The 22,024-nt window shown below is 60.3% G+C and carries 17 protein-coding genes and 4 pseudogenes; 12 read left to right on the forward strand and 9 right to left on the reverse strand.

Annotation, left to right across the window (positions count from 1 at the left end):
• The first annotated feature begins 25 nt into the window (after nucleotides 1-25).
• Nucleotides 26-1,855: a gamma-glutamyltransferase gene (gene ggt, locus AACY52_RS21745; protein WP_339439066.1), complete on the forward strand. Its 1,830-nt coding sequence runs from the start codon at nucleotides 26-28 to the stop codon at nucleotides 1,853-1,855.
• A gap of 50 nt (nucleotides 1,856-1,905) precedes the next feature.
• A pseudogene (locus tag AACY52_RS21750) lies at nucleotides 1,906-1,998 on the forward strand (D-alanyl-alanine synthetase); the annotation flags it as partial.
• Nucleotides 1,999-2,064: 66 nt separating this feature from the next.
• Here AACY52_RS21750 and AACY52_RS21755 read toward each other — a convergent pair.
• A pseudogene (locus AACY52_RS21755) lies at nucleotides 2,065-2,205 on the reverse strand (helix-turn-helix domain-containing protein); the annotation flags it as partial.
• Between the two features lie 99 nt (nucleotides 2,206-2,304).
• Here AACY52_RS21755 and AACY52_RS21760 point away from each other — a divergent pair.
• Nucleotides 2,305-3,114, forward strand: coding sequence for an AraC family transcriptional regulator (locus AACY52_RS21760; RefSeq protein WP_339427200.1), 810 nt, complete (start codon nucleotides 2,305-2,307; stop codon nucleotides 3,112-3,114).
• A 78-nt stretch (nucleotides 3,115-3,192) separates the two neighbouring features.
• Here the strand turns inward: AACY52_RS21760 and AACY52_RS21765 are convergent.
• A pseudogene (locus tag AACY52_RS21765) lies at nucleotides 3,193-3,657 on the reverse strand (flavin reductase family protein); the annotation flags it as partial.
• On the opposite strand from AACY52_RS21765, the pseudogene AACY52_RS21770 reads away from it, so the two are divergent.
• Nucleotides 3,636-3,851: pseudogene (locus AACY52_RS21770) on the forward strand (gluconate transporter); the annotation flags it as partial. The pseudogenes AACY52_RS21765 and AACY52_RS21770 overlap by 22 nt on opposite strands.
• 100 nt (nucleotides 3,852-3,951) lie before the next feature.
• Here AACY52_RS21770 and AACY52_RS21775 read toward each other — a convergent pair.
• Nucleotides 3,952-5,241 (reverse strand): MFS transporter, encoded by a 1,290-nt coding sequence (locus AACY52_RS21775; RefSeq protein ID WP_339419682.1) that lies wholly within the window; start codon nucleotides 5,239-5,241, stop codon nucleotides 3,952-3,954.
• Between the two features lie 185 nt (nucleotides 5,242-5,426).
• Here AACY52_RS21775 and AACY52_RS21780 point away from each other — a divergent pair, with 185 nt between their 5' ends.
• The 4 genes from AACY52_RS21780 (at nucleotide 5,427) to AACY52_RS21795 (ending at nucleotide 10,403) form a co-directional block, all read left to right on the forward strand.
• Nucleotides 5,427-6,845, forward strand: a complete 1,419-nt coding sequence (locus AACY52_RS21780) for a TIGR00366 family protein (protein WP_339427202.1) — start codon at nucleotides 5,427-5,429, stop codon at nucleotides 6,843-6,845.
• Nucleotides 6,846-6,996: 151 nt separating this feature from the next.
• Nucleotides 6,997-7,317, forward strand: coding sequence for a hypothetical protein (locus tag AACY52_RS21785; protein WP_339427203.1), 321 nt, complete (start codon nucleotides 6,997-6,999; stop codon nucleotides 7,315-7,317).
• A 93-nt stretch (nucleotides 7,318-7,410) separates the two neighbouring features.
• Nucleotides 7,411-9,111, forward strand: a complete 1,701-nt coding sequence (gene acpA / locus AACY52_RS21790) for an acid phosphatase (protein WP_339427204.1) — start codon at nucleotides 7,411-7,413, stop codon at nucleotides 9,109-9,111.
• A 122-nt stretch (nucleotides 9,112-9,233) separates the two neighbouring features.
• Nucleotides 9,234-10,403 carry a hypothetical protein gene (locus AACY52_RS21795; protein WP_339419688.1) on the forward strand — a complete coding sequence of 390 codons (1,170 nt, stop codon included), beginning with the start codon at nucleotides 9,234-9,236 and terminating at the stop codon, nucleotides 10,401-10,403.
• Between the two features lie 159 nt (nucleotides 10,404-10,562).
• Here the strand turns inward: AACY52_RS21795 and can are convergent, their stop codons facing one another.
• Nucleotides 10,563-11,207 carry a carbonate dehydratase gene (gene can / locus AACY52_RS21800; protein ID WP_065879680.1) on the reverse strand — a complete coding sequence of 215 codons (645 nt, stop codon included), beginning with the start codon at nucleotides 11,205-11,207 and terminating at the stop codon, nucleotides 10,563-10,565.
• Nucleotides 11,208-11,346: 139 nt separating this feature from the next.
• Here can and AACY52_RS21805 point away from each other — a divergent pair, with 139 nt between their 5' ends.
• Nucleotides 11,347-11,751 carry a serine kinase/phosphatase gene (locus tag AACY52_RS21805; RefSeq protein WP_339419690.1) on the forward strand — a complete coding sequence of 135 codons (405 nt, stop codon included), beginning with the start codon at nucleotides 11,347-11,349 and terminating at the stop codon, nucleotides 11,749-11,751.
• A gap of 120 nt (nucleotides 11,752-11,871) precedes the next feature.
• Here AACY52_RS21805 and rimI read toward each other — a convergent pair whose 3' ends face one another.
• Nucleotides 11,872-12,324 (reverse strand): ribosomal protein S18-alanine N-acetyltransferase, encoded by a 453-nt coding sequence (gene rimI, locus AACY52_RS21810; protein ID WP_314568899.1) that lies wholly within the window; start codon nucleotides 12,322-12,324, stop codon nucleotides 11,872-11,874.
• A complete protein-coding gene (locus AACY52_RS21815) occupies nucleotides 12,317-13,060 on the reverse strand; it encodes an energy transducer TonB (protein ID WP_339419701.1) in 744 nt (247 codons plus the stop codon). The genes rimI and AACY52_RS21815 overlap by 8 nt, the downstream gene beginning before the upstream one ends.
• A 187-nt stretch (nucleotides 13,061-13,247) precedes the next feature.
• Here AACY52_RS21815 and mksB point away from each other — a divergent pair, with 187 nt between their 5' ends.
• From mksB to mksF, 3 genes are read left to right on the forward strand one after another with little or no spacing between them, the layout of a single operon-like run.
• Entirely contained in the window at nucleotides 13,248-14,540 is a 1,293-nt protein-coding gene (gene mksB / locus AACY52_RS21820; RefSeq protein WP_339419692.1) for an Mks condensin complex protein MksB, read from the forward strand.
• Nucleotides 14,530-15,237 carry an Mks condensin complex protein MksE gene (gene mksE, locus AACY52_RS21825; RefSeq protein ID WP_339427205.1) on the forward strand — a complete coding sequence of 236 codons (708 nt, stop codon included), beginning with the start codon at nucleotides 14,530-14,532 and terminating at the stop codon, nucleotides 15,235-15,237. The genes mksB and mksE overlap by 11 nt, the downstream gene beginning before the upstream one ends.
• Complete coding sequence (gene mksF, locus AACY52_RS21830) at nucleotides 15,234-18,074, forward strand: Mks condensin complex protein MksF (RefSeq protein WP_339560774.1); 2,841 nt, start codon at nucleotides 15,234-15,236, stop codon at nucleotides 18,072-18,074. Before mksE ends, mksF begins: the two co-directional genes overlap by 4 nt.
• Nucleotides 18,075-18,164: 90 nt before the next feature.
• Here mksF and AACY52_RS21835 read toward each other — a convergent pair whose 3' ends face one another.
• From AACY52_RS21835 to AACY52_RS21845, 3 genes are read right to left on the reverse strand one after another with little or no spacing between them, the layout of a single operon-like run.
• A complete protein-coding gene (locus tag AACY52_RS21835; RefSeq protein WP_339493373.1) occupies nucleotides 18,165-20,468 on the reverse strand; it encodes an MlaD family protein in 2,304 nt (767 codons plus the stop codon).
• The gene (locus AACY52_RS21840) at nucleotides 20,461-21,084 is read right to left on the reverse strand and encodes a paraquat-inducible protein A (RefSeq protein ID WP_339419697.1); all 624 of its coding nucleotides are present in this window, start codon (nucleotides 21,082-21,084) and stop codon (nucleotides 20,461-20,463) included. Before AACY52_RS21840 ends, AACY52_RS21835 begins: the two co-directional genes overlap by 8 nt.
• Nucleotides 21,071-21,730: a paraquat-inducible protein A gene (locus tag AACY52_RS21845; protein ID WP_339419698.1), complete on the reverse strand. Its 660-nt coding sequence runs from the start codon at nucleotides 21,728-21,730 to the stop codon at nucleotides 21,071-21,073. The genes AACY52_RS21840 and AACY52_RS21845 overlap by 14 nt, the downstream gene beginning before the upstream one ends.
• Nucleotides 21,731-22,024 lie beyond the last annotated feature (294 nt).

Consider the following 22,024-nt stretch of genomic DNA (forward strand, 5'->3'; position numbering starts at 1 on the left):
CCAAGGACAACAGATCATTCTCAAAATGAACGGAGTTCAGCGCGTGTTTTCGATTTCTCGCCGTCAACTGTCAGTGGTTGCCGCAGCCCTCGCCCTGGCTGCCTGCCACACGCCTGTCAACGAACAGCCACCGGCACCGGAGCTGGGTTCAGGCTATCGCACCGACCTCACGACCCAACACGCCGAGCGTCATATGGCCGCCGCCGCCAACCCTCTGGCGGCCGAGGCCGGACGCGAAATGCTGCGCATGGGCGGTTCGGCGATTGATGCGGCGATTGCGATGCAAGCGGTATTGACCCTGGTGGAGCCGCAATCATCGGGCATCGGCGGGGGTGCATTCATCATGCTGTGGGACGGCAAAAATGTGCAGGCGTATGACGGCCGTGAAACCGCACCAGCCGGGGCAACCGAGCGGTTGTTCCTGAAGGCCGACGGCAAACCAATGACATTTCCCGAGGCGCAGATCGGTGGGCGCTCGGTCGGTACGCCAGGTGTCTTGCGTGCGCTCGAAATGGCACACGAAAAGACCGGCCACCTGCCGTGGGCCAAGCTGTTCGAACCGGCGATCCGGCTGTCGGAACAAGGCTTCGCGATTTCTCCGCGCCTGCACAGTTTGATCGCGGCCGATCGCTACATCGCGCAATCGCCAGACATGGCGGCGTACTTCCTGAACGCCGATGGCACGCCGAAAGCCATCGGCAGCGTGTTGAAAAACCCGGCACTGGCAGACGTGTTCAAGCGCATCGCCAAGGAAGGACCGGATGCGCTGTACCACGGGCCGATTGCCGATGAGATCGCCCGCAAAGTGCAGGGCAATCGTAATGCGGGCAGCCTGTCGCTGGCAGATCTGAAGGGCTACGCCGCCAAGGAACGCACGCCACTGTGTACTGACTACAGACAATGGAAGGTGTGTGGCATGCCGCCGCCGTCATCGGGTGGGATCGCCATCGCGCAAATCCTCGGCACCTTGCAAGCGCTGGAAGGCCGCGATCCTGGGCTGGCCATCGCAGCGATGCAACCGGTAAAAAGCCTATCGCACGCAGGTTTTGAGCCGACACCCGAAGCGGTGCACCTGCTGGCCGAAGCCGGTCGCCTGGCCTTTGCTGATCGCGCGCTCTATGTCGCCGACACCGATTTCGTCACTGTGCCGGTGGCGGGCCTTGTTGCACCGGACTACCTGGCCAAGCGCGCCACCTTGATCGGCGAGCGCAGCATGGGCATCGCCAAGCCAGGCTTGCCAGCAGGTATCCAGGTGGCTTACGCACCCGATCGCTCGCCGCTGCGCATCTCTACCTCGCAAGTGGTGGCCGTGGATGACCAGGGAGGCGCCGTGTCGATGACCACCACGGTGGAAGCGGCGTTTGGCTCGCATGTCATGGTCCAGGGCTTCTTGCTTAACAACCAGATGACCGACTTTTCGTTTATTCCCGAAGAGAATGGCCAGCCTGTTGCGAACCGTGTCGAGCCCGGCAAACGCCCGCGCTCGACCATGGCGCCGACGCTGGTGTTCGACCGCAAAAGCGGCGAGTTACTGGCCGCGGTCGGCTCGCCCGGCGGATCGCAGATCATCGAATACGTGAGCAAGTCCCTGGTGGCGATGCTCGACTGGAAACTCGACCCGCAAGCCGCCATCAGCCTGCCCAACTTTGGCAGCCGCAACGGTGCGACCGAGCTGGAAGCTGGTATGTTCAGTCCCGCATTGAAGCAGGCGCTCAAGGACAAGGGCCATGCAGTGAGCGAGATCGATATGACCAGCGGCATCCAGGCCATCGTTCGCACGCGGGATGCCCAGGGGAAGGTGTCACTGAGCGGCGGCGCCGACCCTCGGCGTGAAGGCCAGGCGGTCGGCGACTGAACACTTCAATCAACGGAGAAAGCGCCCGTGCAGCAGCCAGAGGTGTTCATCTGCATGCAGCAGGCGTTCGACGAGAGCAGATCGAGGTGAGTAAGGTATGTACTTACTGCACCTCACCCACGCAACGGAGCAGCGTACGGCAGGTGGGTGAGCAGCATCGAATGATCCTTCTTCGCGGTGTGAACAAGACCCTACGGGTCGGCAGCCGGCTATGGCATATGTACAAGCAAATCACCGGGCTGGCAATCCAGATAGGCGCAGATAGCATCCAGCGTCCCCAACCTGATGCCTTTGACCTTGCCTTGTTTAAGCAACAACAGGTTTTGTTCGGTAATCCCGATGGCGGCTGCTTCCACGGCGACACACTCGCACAATCGTTCAAGACCCGGCAGACAACCTTCCGCAGACTGGGTTAACGTGTTTCCACCTCTTTTTTGTGACCACTCACCATGGGCAAACCCTCCGTCACCCTCGATTGGCTGCACCGCGCCCCGCACGCCAATGGCCTGGACCGTATCGAGGCGTACTTTGCCGGCTTCGCCTTTGACCCGCATCGCCACGACACCTACGCGATCGGGCGCACGTTGACTGGCGTGCAAAGCTTTCACTATCGCGGTGCCATGATCCACAGCCTGCCTGGCACAACCATGGTGCTTCACCCGGATGAGACCCATGACGGTCACGCCGGCAGTGATGAAGGTTTCAAGTACCGGATGATTTACGTCGAGCCATCGCTGATCCAGCAGATCCTCGGCGGCAAGCCGTTGCCGTTTATCCCCAGTGGTCTATCCACAGACCCAAGGCTGTTCCGCGCCAGCGAAGTGCTGCTGCAAAACTTGGATAACCCCCTCGACCCGTTGCTGGAGCAGGACGCCCTATTCGATTTGGCCCATGCGCTGAGCAACGTCTCGGGCGGTATCGTCAGCCGCAAGACCTTCGATTACGTCGCCGCCGAGCGCGCCCGGGCGTTTATCCACAGCGCCTTGGGCCGCACCATCACCCTGGATGAAATGGCCGACCACGCCGGCCGGGATCGCTGGGCGCTATCGCGGGATTTTCGCTTGCTGTTCGGCACCAGCCCCTACCGCTACCTGACCATGCGTCGGCTGGACCTGGTGCGCAGCCTGTTGGCCCAGGGCCGGTCGCTGGTGGACACGGCGTTGACCGCGGGGTTCACCGACCAGAGCCACATGACCCGGCAATTTCGCAGCACCTACGGCATGCCACCGTCGCGTTGGGTGAAGATGCTCGGGCGCTGAAACCCCCAACCTGAAATGCGATCAATGTGGGAGCTGATGGCGTTTGCCGAAGCGCTGGCAAACGCGCGCTGGCAAGGCTTAGAGCTGGCGCCCATCAATCGGCTGACCGATAGTGAGGAAATGCCCGCCCGCCACATGGTGCAACGTGCGCAGTTCATCATGCCCTTCGAAGTGCCACCGGCCGCCGCTGAACACGCGGTCGTCAGCATAGGCCGCGACGACTTCACCCAGGAAAAGATCGTAAGTCTGCTGGTTGCGAGGCTCAGGCAGCAGGCGGCATTCCAGCCACGCCACGCAGCCTTCCAGCAGCGGCGCTTCGGTGTGTTCACCCTTGAACGCTTGCAAACCGTAAGCTGCAAACTTGTCAGTCTCGGAGCCGGTGGTGTTGCCGACCGTCTGCACGAGATCCGCCTGAGCCGCGCAAGGCACCTGAAGCACAAAGGTGCCGGCGCCTTCCAGCAGTTGGCGGGTCCATGTTGCCTTGTCCAACACCACGGCGACTGTCGGCGGTTCAAAATTCAACGGCATCGCCCAAGGCGCCGCGCCATCCGAGCTTTGGTGTGTCGTTGCTGATCATTCTATTGCCGGTGATCCTGACGCTGGGCAGCACCATGACCAAGGTCGCCCTGCCGGCCGAAAGCACCGTCGGCCTGACCCTGAAATGCCTCGATGAACCGCTGATCGCCGCCGTGATCTGCATGGGAAGGGCCGCTGGCATGCCGCGTGCCGATAAGGGCGGGGTTGGCGGCGACGCAAAGCTCGTTGGTGGCGCTGGCGATTGTGTCTGTCGTCGGCTTGGCGGGTACGCTGCTGTTCTGGCACTTATTGACCTGATATCTAGGCGGCCAAGGTGTGGCGCCTACCAAACAGCGCCACACTCACCACCCCCACCGCGCCCATCACCACGCAGTAAACCACGCAAATCCACGGGCTGGTCGGCATCAACGCAATCAGCAATAACGGCGTGGTACTCGCCCACAGCGCATAAGCAATGTTGTAGGTAAAGGAAATCCCCGACACTCGCACCGGCGCCGGGAACAACCCGACCATCACCGATGGCACCGCGCCCACCACGCCACAACTCAGGCCCGCCACGGCATAGGCCGCGCCCAGCCAGGTGCCGCCGCTGATCAGGCTTGCGTACAGAACCGCAACCCCCACTGGCAGCAACAGGCTGTAGACCAGCACTGCACGCCAGGCGCCGATGCGGTCTACGAGCAAGCCAGCCAATACACAGCCGATGTTCAAGAAAACGATGCCCAAGGCACTCAAGGCGAAGGTGTGGCTGGGGCTCATGCCGAAGGTTTTTTGCATCATGGTTGGGGTGATAACCACGAGGACGACCACGGCTGAGGTCAGGACGCAGGTGAGGATCATCGCCGGCAGCAACACGGCGCGGTGGTCGCGCAATACAGTGCGCAGCGGCATCTCTGCGGCGGCCTGGCGGCGAGCCTGCATTTCGAGGAACACTGGGGTTTCGCTGAGCCAGCGGCGCAGCCATACGCCGATCACACCGAATACCCCGCCGAGCAGGAACGGGAAGCGCCAGGCGTAATCGAGGATTTCAGCCGGGGTGAAAACTTGCGCCAGCAATGTGGCAGTGAGTGCGCCAAGCAGGTAGCCGAAGGTCAGGCCGGCCTGCAGGAAACCCAGGGCGTAGCCACGATGATGGGGCGGCGCGTGTTCGGCAACGAAGGTCCAGGCGCTAGGGACTTCCCCGCCCACCGCGGCGCCTTGCAACACGCGCAGCGCCAGCAGGATCAAGGGTGCGAAATAGCCGATTTGCGCGTAGGTCGGCATGATCCCGATCAACAGGCAAGGCAAGGCCATCATCAGGATGCTCAGGCTGAACACGCGCTTGCGTCCCAGGTGATCGGCGAAATGGGCCATCAGGATGCCGCCCAACGGTCGCGCAAGGTAACCCGTGACGAAGATGCCGAAGCTTTGCAGCAGGCGCAGCCACTCGGGCATTTCCGGGGGGAAGAACAGTTGGCTCAAGGTCAGCGCAAAAAACACGAAGATGATGAAGTCGTAGATTTCCAGGGCACCGCCCAGGGCGGCCAGGCCCAGGGTTTTGTAGTCGGAGCGGGAAAAACGCTGCGCCTGTGAAGAAAAGGTAGCAGTCATATGAAGGCTCGGCAGACAAACAAAATGGCGTGCAGGTTATGAGCTGAGTCCAATGATGGCAATCACGACAGATATATTTGTTTTCCTCATGGATCGATGAAGATAACTGCATTCCCATATCAAAGACCGTAGCGGAACATGCCGGAAAACTGCCTCCCACCTAATAACTACAAGAGGAATGCCCCGTGGCCGATGCTATCGAAGAAAGCCGCTATGCCCGATTTGCCCTGCGCTGTTCCAACTTCGCCGAACGCTGGTTTCCAGACTCCTGGGTGTTTGCCGCCCTCGCCGTGATCATTGTCGCCGTGGCGACCCTGGGCATGGGCGCCGCGCCGACCGACGCGGCCAAAGCCTTTGGTGATGGGTTCTGGAGCCTGATCCCCTTTACGATGCAGATGGCCTTTGTAGTGATCGGAGGTTATGTAGTGGCCAGCTCGCCGCCTGCGGTAAAGCTGATCGACCGCCTGGCGCGTTTCCCCAAGAACGGTCGCTCGGCCGTGGCCTGGGTGGCGTTGATCTCGATGGTCGCCTCGTTGTTGAACTGGGGCTTGTCTCTGGTGTTTGCTGGGTTGCTGGTGCGGGCGTTGGCGCGTCGTACCGATTTGCGCATGGATTATCGCGCGGCCGGTGCCGCGGCCTACTTGGGGCTCGGTGCCGTGTGGGCGTTGGGGCTGTCGTCGTCGGCCGCGCAGTTGCAGGCCAACCCGGCGAGCCTACCGCCGTCGATTCTGTCGATTACCGGGATGATCCCGTTTACGGACACCATCTTCCTGTGGCAATCGGGCGTGCTGTTGCTGGCGCTGATCGTGGTGTCGCTGATCATCGCCTACGCCACTGCGCCCGGTCCGAACAGCGCGCGCGATGCCAAGGCCTGCGGCGTCGACCCGGCGTTCAACCTGCCCAAGCTACAAGCACCGACCCGACCGGGCGAATGGCTGGAACACAGCCCATTGCTGACTATCCTGCTGGCGTTGCTGGCGGCCGGTTGGCTGTTCCATGAGTTCTCGACCAAGCCGGCGATCAGCGCCATCTCGGGGCTGAACACCTATAACTTCCTGTTCATCATGGTCGGCGCCCTGTTGCACTGGCGCCCGCGCAGCTTCCTCGATGCAGTGGCCCGTGCGGTGCCGACCACCACCGGTGTACTGATCCAGTTCCCGCTGTACGGCTCGATCGCGGCATTGATGACCGTGGTCAAGGGCGGCGACGGCCAGACGCTGGCACACCATATCTCGACCTTCTTCACCTCCATCGCCTCCCATGACACCTACGCGCTGCTGATGGGCGTGTACTCGGCGGTGCTGGGCTTCTTTATCCCGTCAGGCGGTGGCAAGTGGATCATCGAAGCGCCCTATGTGATGCAAGTGGCCAATGACCTGCAGTACCACTTGGGCTGGGCGGTGCAGATTTATAACGCCGCTGAAGCGTTGCCGAACCTGATCAACCCGTTCTACATGCTGCCGCTGCTGGGGGTATTGGGGTTGAAGGCGCGGGATTTGATCGGCTTTTCGTTCGTGCAGTTACTGGTGCATACGCCGCTGGTGTTGTTCCTGTTGTGGGCGTTGGGCACGACGTTGAAGTATTTGCCGCCGGTGATGCCTTAACGACAGCAGTCAGCTTGTCGATTGAAGCCTGTTTCTGATGAATCGCGTGGGGTTGTCTCACCCCACGCGATGGCAATACCTGACTCCTCCCGCCAACCTCTTTGATTAACCTGACTCGGATCCCCACTCACAAAACACCAAGGAAAATCCGATGACGCCCCTATCAAAATCGCTGGAAGCGTTGATCACTGATATTTATAAGGACGACAACGTTTCGGTCACGGAGTACCGCGCTTTGCGAGACGATGCCGACCGGCGCATGGCGACCGTTATCAAGGAGTTTGGCCTGCACAACAACGTCACAGCCTTCCAGAAGTCGATCGACGTGGCGATGCAGCTGTTGCAGACCACGGTTATCGATTCGAAAAAGGCCAAGCTGACCGACACGGGCGAGGCCATCGTCAAAGATGCGCTGACGGCACAGATGGAGTACTTGCGTGCCGGCAGCCAGTTGGCACTGCGCCTGTTGTGAGCCTCTGACTCAATAACTGTCTTCTTTCCGTCATATTGCATTGCTACCGTCCTGGCGAAATATCTTGCAACAACTCGCCAGGGATTCCCCGCTATGAGTGACGATCACGAAGACCGCTCTTCCCCCGATTCCGTAGCCCAACCGCCAGTAGACACCAGCCGCCGGCGCTTCCTGGGGGGGGCGGCGGTGTTGGGGGTTGGCGCCACCTTGAGTGCCTGCGGCAACACCAGCGAAGCGCCAGGCAAACCGGTGACGCGGCCGCTCACGCCGCAGGCGCTCGACAAAGCGCTGCGTGACCAGGTGAAAACCGTGGTGGTCATCTACGCAGAGAATCGCAGCTTCAACAATTTATTTGCCGATTTCCCCGGGGTGGAGAAACCGCTGTCGGCACTTTCTGCCGCCGACACACAACAACGCGACCGCGACGCCAGCGTACTGAGCACTCTGCCCCCGGTATGGGGCGGCGTATTGCAAGTCGGCCCGCAGACTGTGGACGGGGTGACGTACCCCAGCGAAGTGCAATTCCAGGAAAACCTGCCTAACGCGCCATTTGCCCTCAAGGGCCCCAACGCTGAAGACTTGCCCTTGAGCCTGGTCACCCGCGACTTGTGGCATGTGTTCTATCAAAACCAGATGCAGATCAACGGCGGCAAGAACGATAACTTCGTCGCCTGGGCGGACTCCGGCGGGCTGGTGATGGGCCATTACGCCCAGAGCCGTTATTCGCTGCGCCTGTGGGACGTGGCCAAGGAGTTTGTGCTCTGCGATAACTTCTTCCAGGGGGCTTTCGGTGGCTCGTTCCTCAACCACCAGTACCTGATCAGCGCCACCGCGCCGTTTTACCCGAATGCTGCTCAATCGGTAGCCAAGGCGCAGATCGCCACGCTGCAAAGTGAAGATCCCACCGACCCGCGCCTCAAGCCGCTGGACAAGTCCCCGGCCAGCGCCATGACTGGCCCCCCGCAGTTCGGCCCCAGCGCCCTGACCCCGGATGGCTACGGCGTGAACACCCTGGCACCGCCCTACTGGCCGACCTGGATTCGCGATCCGGAAAATCCGGATTACTCCAAGCCCGACCTGCCCAACGTGCTGGTGCCGCAAACCCACGAACACATCGGCGACAAGCTGTCGAAAAAGAACGTCGACTGGGCGTGGTACGCCGGCGCGTGGCAAGCGACGTTGGACCAGTTCAGGGATTCGGGCGGGATTCCGAAGATTCCGAACTTCCAGTATCACCACCAGCCGTTCAACTACTTCAAAAAACAAGGCCCCGAGAACCGCGCCGAACGTGATAAACGCCTGCGCGACGGTGGCTTGGGTGATGAGTCGAGCACCAACAAGTTCTTCGCCGACGCCCAAGCCGGCAAGCTGCCCGCCGTGACCTTCTACAAGCCTCAGGGCAACCTGAACATGCACGCGGGCTATGCCGACGTGGCCTCGGGCGACCGCCACATCGTCCGCGCCTTGAAAGTCCTGCAAGACAGCCCGCAGTGGAAAAATATGGTGGTGGTGGTGACCGTCGACGAAAACGGCGGCTGGTGGGACCACGTGGCTCCGCCCAAGGGCGACCGCTGGGGCCCTGGGACGCGGGTTCCGGCGCTCGTGGTGTCACCGTTCGCGCGCAAAGGCACGGTGGACCATACGGTGTACGACACGGCATCGATCCTGCGGTTGATCACCCGAGTGTTCCAGCTGGAGACCCTGGACGGCCTGAAGCAACGTGATGACGCGATGATCGCCCGCGGCCAACAGCCGATGGGCGACTTGAGTAACGCGTTGCAACTCAACCTGTAGGTTTTCGTATCCAATAACGACACACCTGGTGATTTAGCACGCGGTTTTCCTGGTCAGCCGCTACTGTGTGGAGGTGGGCTTTCATCCCGCGCAGACGGGCTTTCGCTGACAAGGAAACAACCATGTTTAAACAGACCAGGCTGTCCTTCACCCTGGCCGCACTGATGGCGAGTGCGGTCGTACAGGCCGACATCGAGGTGCCGCTGGGGAGCACGCAGCGTGTAACCCAACTGTTCGCCTACCCGAATAACTGCAATGTGATCTGTTTTCGGCCATGGACGCTGGAGCAGACCGCCGAGCATTATCTGAGCCAGAGCCTGCAACGGGATGGGTACAGCCGCGCGAAAGTCAGCGTCAAGACCCATGACGGGCAGGTAGCAGCGACGTTCAGTGGCGTCCCTGACAGTTATGGCCTCCCCCTGACCACCCTGCTCAATACCGCCGACCTGGCCTATCAAGGCGCCAGCAAACTCAACAGTGACGGCAAGTGGGCCTACAACTGGTACCTGTTCCTGCCGCTGGGCATGGCCCTGGAAAATCGCAAAAGCATCGAGCTGCTGCACTTCCCGCCGGATTACTCGCTGACTCAAGCCCAGGACTATCTGGAATCGGCCACCACTGACCGTTGGGCCGCCCTGCTCGTCGACAATGGCATCCCGGCCACCGAAACACCGGCTTACCAGACCATCATCGACATCGCGCCCATCGCCGCGCCTTCCAACGCCGGCAAGGACCTGGAAGCCGTCTACAGCTACTTCACCGATTACCAGGTGCGCATGGTCCAGGAACTGAGCCTGCCCGCCAAAGGGGCATTGCCGATGGTGGCGTTTGGCGCGCCCGTGCGCAGCTGGATCAAGCAGCAATACGGGCAGACCGTGGGTGTTCTGGGCCTGGCGCAGATCAGCCCGAGGGCGGGCCAGACCGTGTCGGTGCTGGGCGCCAACCATCCGAGTTACATCTGGTATGCCGCAAGCCCTGACACCTACGAGGGCAACGAACAGAAAGCCGACGAGGCCGGCTTGAAGGTGATGGGCCAGGACTTGAGCGCCGCCTGCTGGCAGGCCGGAATGGGGCAGAAACCTGCGAGTGACCCGAATGTGATGCTTAAGGCGTGCATGAACACCTGGCAGGTCACGCGTAAGGAGCAGACGTGTGAGTTGTTTTACAGGTCGGTGCGCAACCTGCCATCGGAGCAGGCAAACGCAAAATGCGCCACGCCCGCCATCAAGGCACAGTTGAAGCAGCTGAAGAACGCCGCCCCACCCCCCGCTACTGCAGCCCCGGCGCTATAAGCTGCACAAAAAACAACCGATTTCTACTGTCAACAATGCCAGTAGAAATCGGCGCCCTGTTCAGCGACCCGAACGTATGTATCGACAAGCACTACCTGGAGGTCTGGTCCTTGCGTGAAATCCGTGCGGGTGAGCTGCTGACCATCGATCACGCCGAGACTAGACTTCACCCAAAGGACGCAGACGATATTGCGGCGGCAGTTGCTCAAAGCCACTGATGGTCGTGTTCAAACTCTTCCAGCGACCATCCTTGATGCCGTAGATGCAACCATGGATCGACAGGCTCTGCCCACGGTGCCAAGCGTTTTGCACAATGCTGGTGTGACCGACGTTGGCCACTTGCTGGATCACATTCAGCTCGCACATACGGTCCACACGTTCTTCTTCGGTCGGCAACTCGGCCAGCACCTCACGGTTTTCGTAGTAGAGGTCGCGAATGGTGCGCAGCCAGCCGTCGATCAGGCCGAACTGCCGGTCCTGCATCGAAGCGCGCACGCCGCCACAGCCGTAGTGGCCAGTGACGAGGATGTGTTTGACCTTGAGCACGTCAACGGCGTACTGGATCACCGAGAGGCAATTGAGGTCGGTGTGCAGCACTACATTGGCCACGTTGCGGTGCACAAACAGATCACCGGGCAGCATGCCGACGATCTCGTTGGCCGGTACGCGTGCATCGGAGCAGCCGATCCACAGGTATTCCGGAGTTTGCTGGCGGGCGAGCTTGGCGAAGAATTCGGGATCTTCCTGTTTGATCGCGTCCGCCCAGCGTTCATTGTTATCAAGCAGGTCTTGTAGTTCGTTCATCAGGGAAAGCCTCAGGAATGATGCGCAGTTTTGTGACTGACAACCTCGCGTGCGGGTCACGCCTAGCGCAAATTAGCTTGAATCTTTGGGGCGCACAGCCTGTCCACACACTATAAGCCCCACAGTATGAGGATTGGCCATGACTGAATCACGACGTCCCTACGGCGCTACGCAGCCCGAACCGATTGATGATAACGAAGATCGCATGGGTTCGATGCGCGAGCTGGATTTTGACGAGCCCGATCAAACGGCTGAGATTGGCGATAAAATCCCATCTCGCGAGCGCGAGCACCTGATGCCTGACGATCGGGTACGTGAAGCCGGGATGACCGGAGCCTCCACCGACGATCATGAGTCAACCGATGATGACATGAGCCCGCAAACACTGATCCGCGAGGATGGTGCGCGGGATGCTCGAGAGGAAGGTGAGGATAATCCGGCGGATTACGACTTGAGTATCGTGGCCGAGGATGAGATTGGCGGCGGGAATGGGTTGGATGAGGCCGAACTGGCCGACCTTGATCCGGTTGACGGCAATCGCTGAAAAAAACGCGGTTCAACAGGTGGGAGCGGGCTTGCTCGCGAATGCGCAGTGTCAGTCGAACGATATCTTGACTTATACACCGCTTTCGCGAGCAAGCCCGCTCCACATTTGGATTTGTGGTTAATCCACCAAGGTGCAGGCCATGACAACCGCGTCTTCGCGGCCGCCGATGGCAGGGTAGTAATCCCGACGCCGGCCGATCTCGTTGAAACCATAGCGCTCATACAAGCGAAATGCGCCGGTATTACTATCCCGCACTTCCAGGAAGCACTCCCGCGCATTAGCGGCATAGGCGCGGGACATCAAGTGCTCCAACAGCGCCAAGCCCAGGCCACGGCCCTGGTTTTCCGGCTTGACGGTGATATTCAGCAAATGCGCCTCATCAAGGATGATCTGCACCACACCGTGCCCCACCTGCTGCTCACCTTCAAACATCAGCCAGATCTGATACTTGCCCAGCCCATCAAGAAAAATCCCGCGGGTCCAGGGGTGGCTGAACGCTGCGTATTCGATTTTCAGCACGGCGTCGAGGTCGGCCTCGGTCATCGGGCGGAAGGATAAAGCCTCACTCATCGGTTGTTTTCCAGCGCGCCATCAGCCGGCGCATGGCTTGCCAGACATCAGCCTTACGCTGTGGCTCTTCCATTAATAGTTCCAGGCCCGGCAGGGCCCACACCGAACCCAGGCCTTCGACCTGCAGTTCGCGGTACCAGGCTTCGGCATTGGCTTCACCGGCAAACCGCACGGCGGGCAGGCCGATCAGCCAAAGGCACACACAGGGTTCGTCTTCCAGGCGTGCCGACACAAAGCCTTGCACAAAATCCCGCGCCGCTTCCGGCCCCTGGTCCATGGTGCCGCGCACCAGCAACGGCCAGCGCACCGGGTCACCGACGATCTGCGGGCTGTCGGGCAGGCCGGCGGCGCGCAGCATGTCCTTGAGCAGCATGTAAGCCGGATCGCGGGTCTGGAAGCGCTCGCCGGTCGGCAACTCGACCAGCAGCAGGCAACGCCCGGCGCGCAGCAATTGCAGGGCGAAGCGCGGTGGCGGCACCACCGCTGCCTTGGCCACCGGCGAGGCCTCTTCGGCGACCACGGCTTTGACTGCCGGCGATGGGCGCGGCACTTCGATCTTCGCCCGCTCGACCACGGGGCGCATCTCGGGCACAGGCTTGACCACCGCAACCGGCGCGGCTGCCTCCTCGCCCGAAGACTCGAACGCCTCATAGGGCTCAAGCGCCCGCAACAGCTCGGGCCTCGAGGGCGCGGCAAACGGCAGTTCGGTGCGGGGCAGCCAATTGACCACCTGCATGGCGGTCAAGTAAGCGCGACGTCGGGACTCGATAAGCACAGCTCGGCCACTTGTGGATAACTAAAGAGCAGGGATTCTACCGCTGTTCGGTAACAATCGCCCACTGCACACTGACCGGCTGTGGATAAATCCCGCGTCCGATGCAGTACAATCGCGACTTTTAATCGCCAACCAGCCGGCCATTCCCATGATCGAACCCAAGCGCGTCCTGCGCGCCCTCGCCGAACACTGGGCCTTACTTGAGCCACTGTGCGAACACTTCGACCAAGGCACCTTGAGCCTGAGCGAACTGCGCGCGCAACTGGCCGCCCAACAACTGGACAGCACGCCCCAGGACATCACCAGCCTGCTGGACGTGTGGATTCGCCTGGATATCCTGGTGCCTGTCGCCAAGAGCCCGAACCGCTTCGAGCTCAACGCGCAGATCCACGACTTCCTGGCGTATCTTCGCAAGGAGCACCGGCTTGGCCTGTGCCTGGAAATCGAAGCCTACCTGCGCCACCTCGAGCGCCTGGCCGGGTATATCCAGGACGCCTTCGACATCCGTGATGGCCACGACCTCGCCCGCCAACTGCGCCTGCTGGATATGCGCGTGCGCGACGTGCTGAAAAAACTCGCCAACGACGAACAGGCCCTTGCCGCCGTGGCCGACCGCGCCAAGACCAGCGACCGGCAGATCCCGTTGCGCCAGCGTTACGCCGAAGTATTGGCGACCTGGGACGAATACGTCGAACCGATGATCCAACTGGTGAATGCCGACGGTGCCTTTGAACAAGGCGTGCGCAAGGTCGAGAATGTGCTGCTGCGCATGCTCACCGAGCAACAGCGCCTCGGCCACCTGGTAGACGACGACATGCTGTTGCGCACCCACGCGCGCATCCTCGAAATGCAGACCAGCGCCCAACTGACCTTGCGCCATGCCCGCGAACTGCTGCTGCCACTGCGAGAAGAAGCACGCCGGCACAATGCCGTGACCCGTGGCGCGGCGCTGGCCCTGTCAGCGATCCGCCGCAAAGGCCTGGACGCGGTACCGCAAGCAGCGATGCCGATGTTCACCCGGCCGCAAAGCACCTTCCTCGGCAGTGCCAGCCAAGTGGAAGCTTATGTGTATGCCCTGGCGAATTTCGAGCCGAAACCGGCGCGGTTTCCCAAGGCGCACAAATCCCACAAGGGCGACGCCCAGCGCGCACCGCGTACGGTCAAGGAAATGCTCGAGCGCTGCGAAGACGCGCTGCCGATGCCAGACTTGATGAACTGGCTGCTGGAGCAGGAACCCGACGGCGCGACCGACGAGTTGCTGTACTGGTTCTCGCGCCTCTCGCGTGAGAAACGTTTCAAGCGCGAGCGCCTGGAACGCCGCGATTACCACACACACGAGCACCAGGTCAGCCTGCGCTCATTCGCCCTGCTCCCGACCGGCACCGACGCCGCCGAGCATCCTGCGAGTACCGCTTATGTAAGGACTTCGCATGCAACTTGATCTATCCGAACTGTCCCAGCTGGCGCCGATCTTTCGCGAGCTGTTCAAGGGTTACCACGTCAGCCGTCGCGACCCGGAGCTGTACGCGCAACTGTCGAACTTCCAGGACCAGTACCGCACGCTGTTCAAGGCCCTGGGCTTTGAACTGGTGTGCGATACGCGAGGCTTCTACTACTTCGTGCCGGACACCGCCGTGGCTGCCGCGCAGGTAAACAAGACCGCGCAGCGCCTGGCGTTGTTCACCTTTATCATCGTCGAGCACCTGGCCGATCAGGGCCGCGACCCGATTGCCGTACTGGATGGCGGCAGCCTGGGCCGCGATGAGCTGCCGTCGTTGCTGGAGAAGTACCGCGACCTGTTTATCCAGGCCGAAGTGCAGACCCAGGAAGAGCTCGAAGAAAAAATCATGCGCCGCATGACCCAGCTGGGTTTTGCCAGCGAAGACAACGGCATTTACCGCTTCCTGCCGCCGATGCACCGTTTCCTGGATGTGTGCCTGTCGGTGCAGCAGGACCGCGACCTCGCTGCCAGCGTGCACAGCGTGTTGCCACTGCCGGCACCGGTGATCATCGACGAAGACAGCGATGAAAAACTGCTGACGACCGATGACCCGCTGGACCTGAGTGACTTTTGCGACGAAAGCGAAGAAGACGCCCTGGCCCGCGCCATTGCCGAAGAACAGGAGACCGACGCATGAGTAAGGAACGCTACGGCATCCGCCGCTTCGCCCTATTGAACACCGCCGGTTACAGCCTGGGTGTGTTCCCGCTGGAAGAACCGCTGTCGGTTTACGGCGCAAACAACCTGGGTAAATCCGCGTCGATCAACGCCTTGCAGTTCCCGATCCTGGCACGCATGTCGGACATGAGTTTCGGCAAGTACACCCTGGAACAATCGCGGCGCTTCTACTTCGCTACCGACACCAGCTACATCCTCGTGGAAGTCTCCCTGCCCCACGGCCCGCATGTAATCGGCGTGGTCGGGCGCGGCCCAGGCGGTGGTTTCGGGCACCAGTTCTTTGCCTATGCCGGCAAGCTGGACCTGGCCCACTACCAGAAGAATGACACCTGCCTGCGTCAGAAAGAGCTGTTCACCAACCTTGAACGCGAAGGCCTCAAAGCCTACGAACTGAAGCCAGATGAGCTGCGTCGTTTGTTGGTGGGTGGCCATACGTCGATCCCGCTGGACCTGACGCTGATTCCGCTGCGCTCTACCAGCGAACAGAGCCTCAAGACGTTCCGCGCGCTGTTTATCAACCTGCTGCACATGCGCGAAATCACCGCAGCCAAGCTCAAGCAATTGTTCCTGGATGCCTTCGAACACAGCCTGCGTTCCGGCAGTGTTGATTACATCGCGGCGTGCGAAGAAGCCTTCCGTGACGTGCGACGCATGGAACAGGACTACAACGCGCTGGTTGCTGCCGGGCCATTGGTTGAAGCACTGGCCAATGGCGTACGGTTGCGTGACGTATTGCGCGGCAAGTTGCATCGCCTGTCGCCATTGCTGGATTCGTTGCTGGGCACTTGGTCCGATTACGCCAGTGCACGCAAGGAAGAGCTGACGATCCAGGCCGAGCATTACCGTAACGAGCAGGATGCCCTGCAGAACGACCAGCGCGGTGGCACCCAGGAGTTGATGCGACTGGAGCGTGAGATCAGCAGTATTCAGCGTTGGCTGGGAGAGCTGTCGGTGCTCAAGCATCGCTTTGCGTTGGTCGATGACGTCAAGGTGCTGGAGCAGCAACTGCTGGCGGCCAAGGATGCTCACGATGAGTTGGCGGGTGCCTTGGCGCAATCCCGACAGTTCAGCGCCGAGGACCTGGACGAGCGTCTGCGCGACTTGGAGAAACGCTTGAAGTCGGTCAAGCAGCAGTTGGATCACGCAGACAACAACAGCTACGCCAAGCTGCGCGAAGAATTCTCACAGCCAGATGTCGAGCGTCTGATGCGACTGTTCAACAGTTCGTTGTTCAGCCTGCCGTTGGGCGCACATGGCATTACGCTGGACGAGGAAGGCCTGTGGGTTAAATCCCTGGAGCAGATCCTCGATGGTTTCAAAGGCGAGCGTTTTGAAGTGCCAGGGCTGTCCATCGACATCTCTCACATTGAACCGCCGGCATTGCAGGCCTTGGCGGATCGCGCGGCGTTGCGCGACCAGAAAGAGCGTCTGGAAAAAGAACTCAAGCAGCTGAAAACCCAGCAGGCTGTGGCGTCTGACCGCGCGGCGAGCAAAACCCAGACTGAAGCGCTGTACCAGCAGGTACTTGATGCGCAGAAAGCGCTGGAAGACTTCCGTCGCGCGCAGACCCTGAGCGCAGAAGAAGGCGAGAAACTGGAAAACCTCGCGCAGATGGAAGCGGCGCAGGATGAGTTGAAGCGTTCCAGTGATGCGTTTACCGAGCGCGTCCAGCAGTTGTCGGCCAAGCTGCAATTGGTCGGCCGTCAGATCGGCGACATGGAAGCCAAGCAGCGCACGCTGGATGACGCCTTGCGCCGTCGTCAGTTGCTGCCGGCGGACTTGCCGTTCGGTACGTCCTTCATGGACCCAGTCGACGATTCAATGGACAACCTGCTGCCGCTGCTTAATGACTATCAGGACAGCTGGCAAGGTTTGTTGCGCGCCGATGGCCAGATCGAAGCGCTGTATGCGCAGGTGCGCCTCAAGGGCGTGGCCAAGTTCGACAGCGAGGACGACGTTGAGCGTCGCCTGCAACTGCTGATCAACGCTTATGCACACCGTACCGATGAAGCCCTGACGCTGGGCAAGGCGCGCCGTGCAGCCGTCACCGATATCGCCCGGACCCTGCGCAATATCCGCAGCGACTACGACAGCCTTGAGCACCAGTTGGCGTTGTTCAACCGCGAGATCAACAAGCGCCAGGTGTCCAACCTGCAAAGCTTCCGCATCGTGCTGGCGCCGAACAAGGAAGCGCTCAAGCATATCGACCAGATCATCCACAGTGCCGGTCAGTATGAAGAAGGCGAGACGCTGTCGGTGTTCGACTTGAGCCAGAGCGCCGAGCAGGACAACAAGAACGAAGAAGCCAAGGAGTACCTCGCGCGCCTAGTGGCTGCCAACCATAACCAGTTGGGCCTCAAGGATTTGTTCGAGCTGGCGTTCGAGATCACCAAGGTAAACGGTCAGCCGGTGATTCATACCGATATCGATGGTGCGGCGTCCAACGGCACCACCATGACCATCAAGGCACTGACCAACATGTACTTGTTGCTGCACTTGATGGACCGCGACCAGGCCGGGCGTGTGCGTTTGCCGTACTACCTCGACGAGGCAGCGGACATCGATGAGAAGAACCAGGCCGCATTGCTGGAGACGAGCTTGCAGTTGGGCTTCGTGCCTATTTTGGCCAGTGTGAAGCCGCAGGTATCCGCCCAGGTGGCGATCGACCTGGAAGGCGGTAGCGGGCCGAACGGGATCTATATCGATGAGGCGGATTGGAAGTACATCCGTCGTCACGATGTGGTGAAGGCGACGTTGAACGTGCAGGCGGATGAGCCGGAGTTGGACGAGGTCTGACTTGAATAGCTGAAACGCAAAAGGCCGCGATCTTATGGATCGCGGCCTTTTTTGTGGGCTGAGGTTGTGCGTCGAATGAAAGGGCCTCGGTTACTTGCCGAGTGGAATTTTGGGCGCCCAGGTCAGCCACTCATCTTCAAACTTGTCGAACAGCGGGAAGGTTTGCTGTGGCCGCGCCGCGTTGCCCATGCGTTCGCCGTCTGGCGTGGCAAAGGCGATACCGCCAGCGATCAAGGTCTCCAGCGATTCAGTACGTACGGAGGCACCTTTGAACAGACCGAAGTCGAAGCCGAAGCCGCTGGTGTTCCAGAAACGACTGCCGCTGCGCACGAGGGCGGCGTACTTGGGCTCAATCAGGATATGGATGAGGACACGGTCGGCGGTCTGGCCCAGCTCATAGCCGGTGACTTTGCCCACGGTGACTTCGCGATAGGTGACCGGCACGCCTTCCTTCAGCGAACCACGGCGGGCGGCGCTGAGCGTCAGCCTCAGGCCTTCTTCCTTATGAGCAGCCTCAGGCGGCTGTTCTAGGGCGACGAAGCTCTTTTGTGGCCCGCCATTTCTGGCTGCCGGTTGCACTTCGATGTATTGCCCAGTGACCAGGGTTTCCAGGTTAGAGGTTTTCATCAGGCCCAACTCAGGCTTGACCACCCAGAACTGACTGCCAACCCGTGCGATGCGGTCCGCTACCTGAGTGATACGCGCGCTCAGCAACACCGACTGCATGTCGGCGCTGAGGTCAATGCTTTCAATCTTGCCCACATCCAGGCCCTTGAAACGCACCGGCGTGCCAGGCCGCATGCCGTCGGCGCGGTCAACTTTGATGGTCACCAATGTGCCGTGCTGGTTGGCGGCCTCGCGGTCGGCGAACAGGCGGAAACGCGGGATGCGCTTTTTCAACGGCACGTTCGGCTCCGGCGTTTCGAAAGCGATACCGCCGGCCATCAAGCTGGCCAAGGATTCACTTTTCACCTGAATGCCTCCCGTAAGGCCGCCCGTGAGGGTGACACCGCTGGCATTCCAGAATCGCGTCGAACCGTTAACCAGGTTTTCGTATTCCTTCTCGATATGAACGCCGATCACGAGTTGTTTTTTCTTGCGCGAAAATTGATAGCTCTGAACCGAACCGACCTTGACCTGCTTGTAAAGGATCGGACTGCCGACATCCAGCGAGCCCAGGGTATCGGTGAGCAGCACCATGTGCAGGCCGGGGGAACGCAGGTCCAGCGGCGGTGCCTTGGCACGGGCCTCATATTCACGCTGCGGCGGGGTGCCTTTGTCACCGGGCCGGATGGCGATGTAGTTACCTTTGACCAACGCCTCAAGCCCGGTGATACCGGCGAGAGAAATGGAAGGTTTGACCACCCAGAACTGGGTGTCCTGGACCAGGTAGTCTTCCGCCAGGGGGTCGAGTGTCAGCTCAGCATTGGCGCTGGACAGATCAGGGTTTATCTTCAAGGTCTTCAGACCGCCAACCTGGATGCCTTTGTACATCACAGGCGTGCGGCCGGCCTGCAGGCCTTCAAAGTCAGAGAACTTGACCTTGACCTTGATACCGGCTGCGGCGGCGTCGAAATCTTCATACAAGCGGAACGGCAGGCTCGGGTCGGTTGGCGGACTGTCCTTGCGGTTCTCTGGCGTAGCGAAGGCGATACCGCCAGCGACAATGCTCGAGAGGGATTCGCTGCGCACCTTCACGCCGGAGAGATTGGCGTCAATGCTGATGCCGCTGGCGTTCCAGAAACGCGTGTGTTTGCGCACCAGGTTGGCGTAGGTCGGCTCGATGTAGACCTTGATCTCAACGGTGCTCTGGTCCTCGGAGAGCAGGTAGCTTTTAACCTGGCCGACCTGGATCTGCTTGTAGAACACAGGGCTGCCACGGTCCAGTGAACCGAGGCGATCGGCCTTGATGGTCAGGTGCAGGCCGGGCTTGGCGTCAGACAAGGGCGGCTCTTCGGAGAGTGCCTTGAATTTGCGTGTGGGCTCACCGTCGCCAGGGCTGGCAGCAATGTAGTTACCCGAGACCAGGGTTTCGAGGCCGGTGATCCCCGCCAAAGTAACGCTTGGCTTGACCAGCCAGAAACGGGTGTTGGTCTTGAGGTATTGCTCGACGTCCTTGTTCATCTCGATGGTGGCAATCACCCCGCGATTGCTGCCTTCGTCGTCAAGGGCCAGGGTTTTGACCTTGCCCACGGGCATGCCTTTGTAGACCACTTCTGTCTTATTGGCCTGGATCCCTTCACCGCTCTCAAAGCGCACCTGAATTTCGAGGCCTTGCTGGGAATAGGCACGCCATCCCAACCAGCCACCGATGATCAGGGCAATCAAAGGCAACACCCAGATAGCCGACCAATTTGAGGCCGGGCGGGTTTTAGCTTTAGGCAAATCACTCATTGTCGTCGTCCGACTCCGTGTTATCCCAAATCAGTCGGGGATCAAAGGTTACTGCGGCGAACATCGTCAAGATCACCACACTGGCGAACGCCGCAGCGCCGAGATTGGCCTCGACACTGGCAAGTCGCCCAAAGTTTACGACCGCCACCAGAATGGCGATCACGAAGATATCCAGCATGGACCAGCGGCCAATGAACTCGATAAAGCGGTACATCACAATGCGTTGTTGGGCAGACAGCGGCTGGTGGCGCTGCACTGAGAACAGTAGCAGCCCAATGCCCACCAACTTGAATGTGGGCACCAGAATACTGGCGATGAACACGACCGCCGCGATGGGGTACATGCCGTGTTGCATCAACTGAATCACGCCCGCCATGATAGTGCTGGGCTCGCCTTGCCCTAACGAGTTGACGGTCATGATGGGCAGCAGGTTGGCGGGGATATACAGTATCGCCGCCGTGATCAGCAACGCCCAGGTGCGTGTGAGGCTGTTCGGGCGTCGAGCATGAATTAGCGCACCGCAGCGGGTACAGAGCTGCTCGTCGGAGTCAGCGTTTTGTTTATTCAGTTCATGGCATTCGGTACAAATCAGAATGCCCGCATCAATCGCCCGCATGATCGTCCTCTCCTGACAACGCTTGCCAGATCTGGTGGGGCGACATCACCACCTCAAGCAGCACCTGAACCATTAATAGGCTGACAAAGCAGACCAGACCAAGGCCGAGCGTGATGGAGGCCATGTCGGCGAGTTTTACAATCGCCACCAGCACGCCCATCAAGTAGACCTCCAACATCCCCCAATCTTTCATGTGATGGTAGATGCGGTACAACAGCAGCCCATAACTGCGGCCGATATTCCAGCGGACACTGAGCAACACAGCCAGTTGGCAGAGCAATTTGAGCAACGGAATGGCCATGCTGCAAAGAAACACAACGGCGGCGACGCCCTGCATACCGGTATCGAACAGACCGACAACGCCACTCCATACGGTGTCTTCCGAGGACTGCCCGAGTAGATTGAGCTGCATGATGGGCAAAAAGTTCGCAGGGATATACAGCAGCAGCGCGGCCAGTACCAGGGCGAGACTTCGTTCAACGACGTTGTGGCGATGAGCATAAAGCTCATAACCGCACCGTGGGCATTGGGCTTTTTCACCGACGGCAAGCACTGGCTTGCGCATCAGCAAGTCGCACTCATGGCATGCCACCAAGTCGTCCAGTGGTAAATCCGATACCTCAAGGGCATCAACCGGCTCGGGCATAAGTAGGGCTCGGACTCTAAAAAAGGTTAGGTGCCTATTCTAGTGGTCTGGTTCAGAAATAACTGTGCATATTTGTCTGGGGGCTCAGGGTGGCCCGGGCGACAGAGACGGGGCTGTTTGCAAGCCAGCGCATTGTCATGAGAGCCCCCAAGCGCGCACCCTGTGTTCTTTCCAACCGCCCAAAACAAAACCCCTGTTTGCGTTAGCAAACAGGGGTTTCGGAATTTAATCTTGACGATGACCTACTCTCACATGGGGAAACCCCACACTACCATCGGCGATGCATCGTTTCAC

The sequence above is a fragment of the Pseudomonas sp. EA_65y_Pfl1_P113 genome (assembly GCF_963970525.1).
Lineage (GTDB): Bacteria > Pseudomonadota > Gammaproteobacteria > Pseudomonadales > Pseudomonadaceae > Aquipseudomonas > Aquipseudomonas tritici.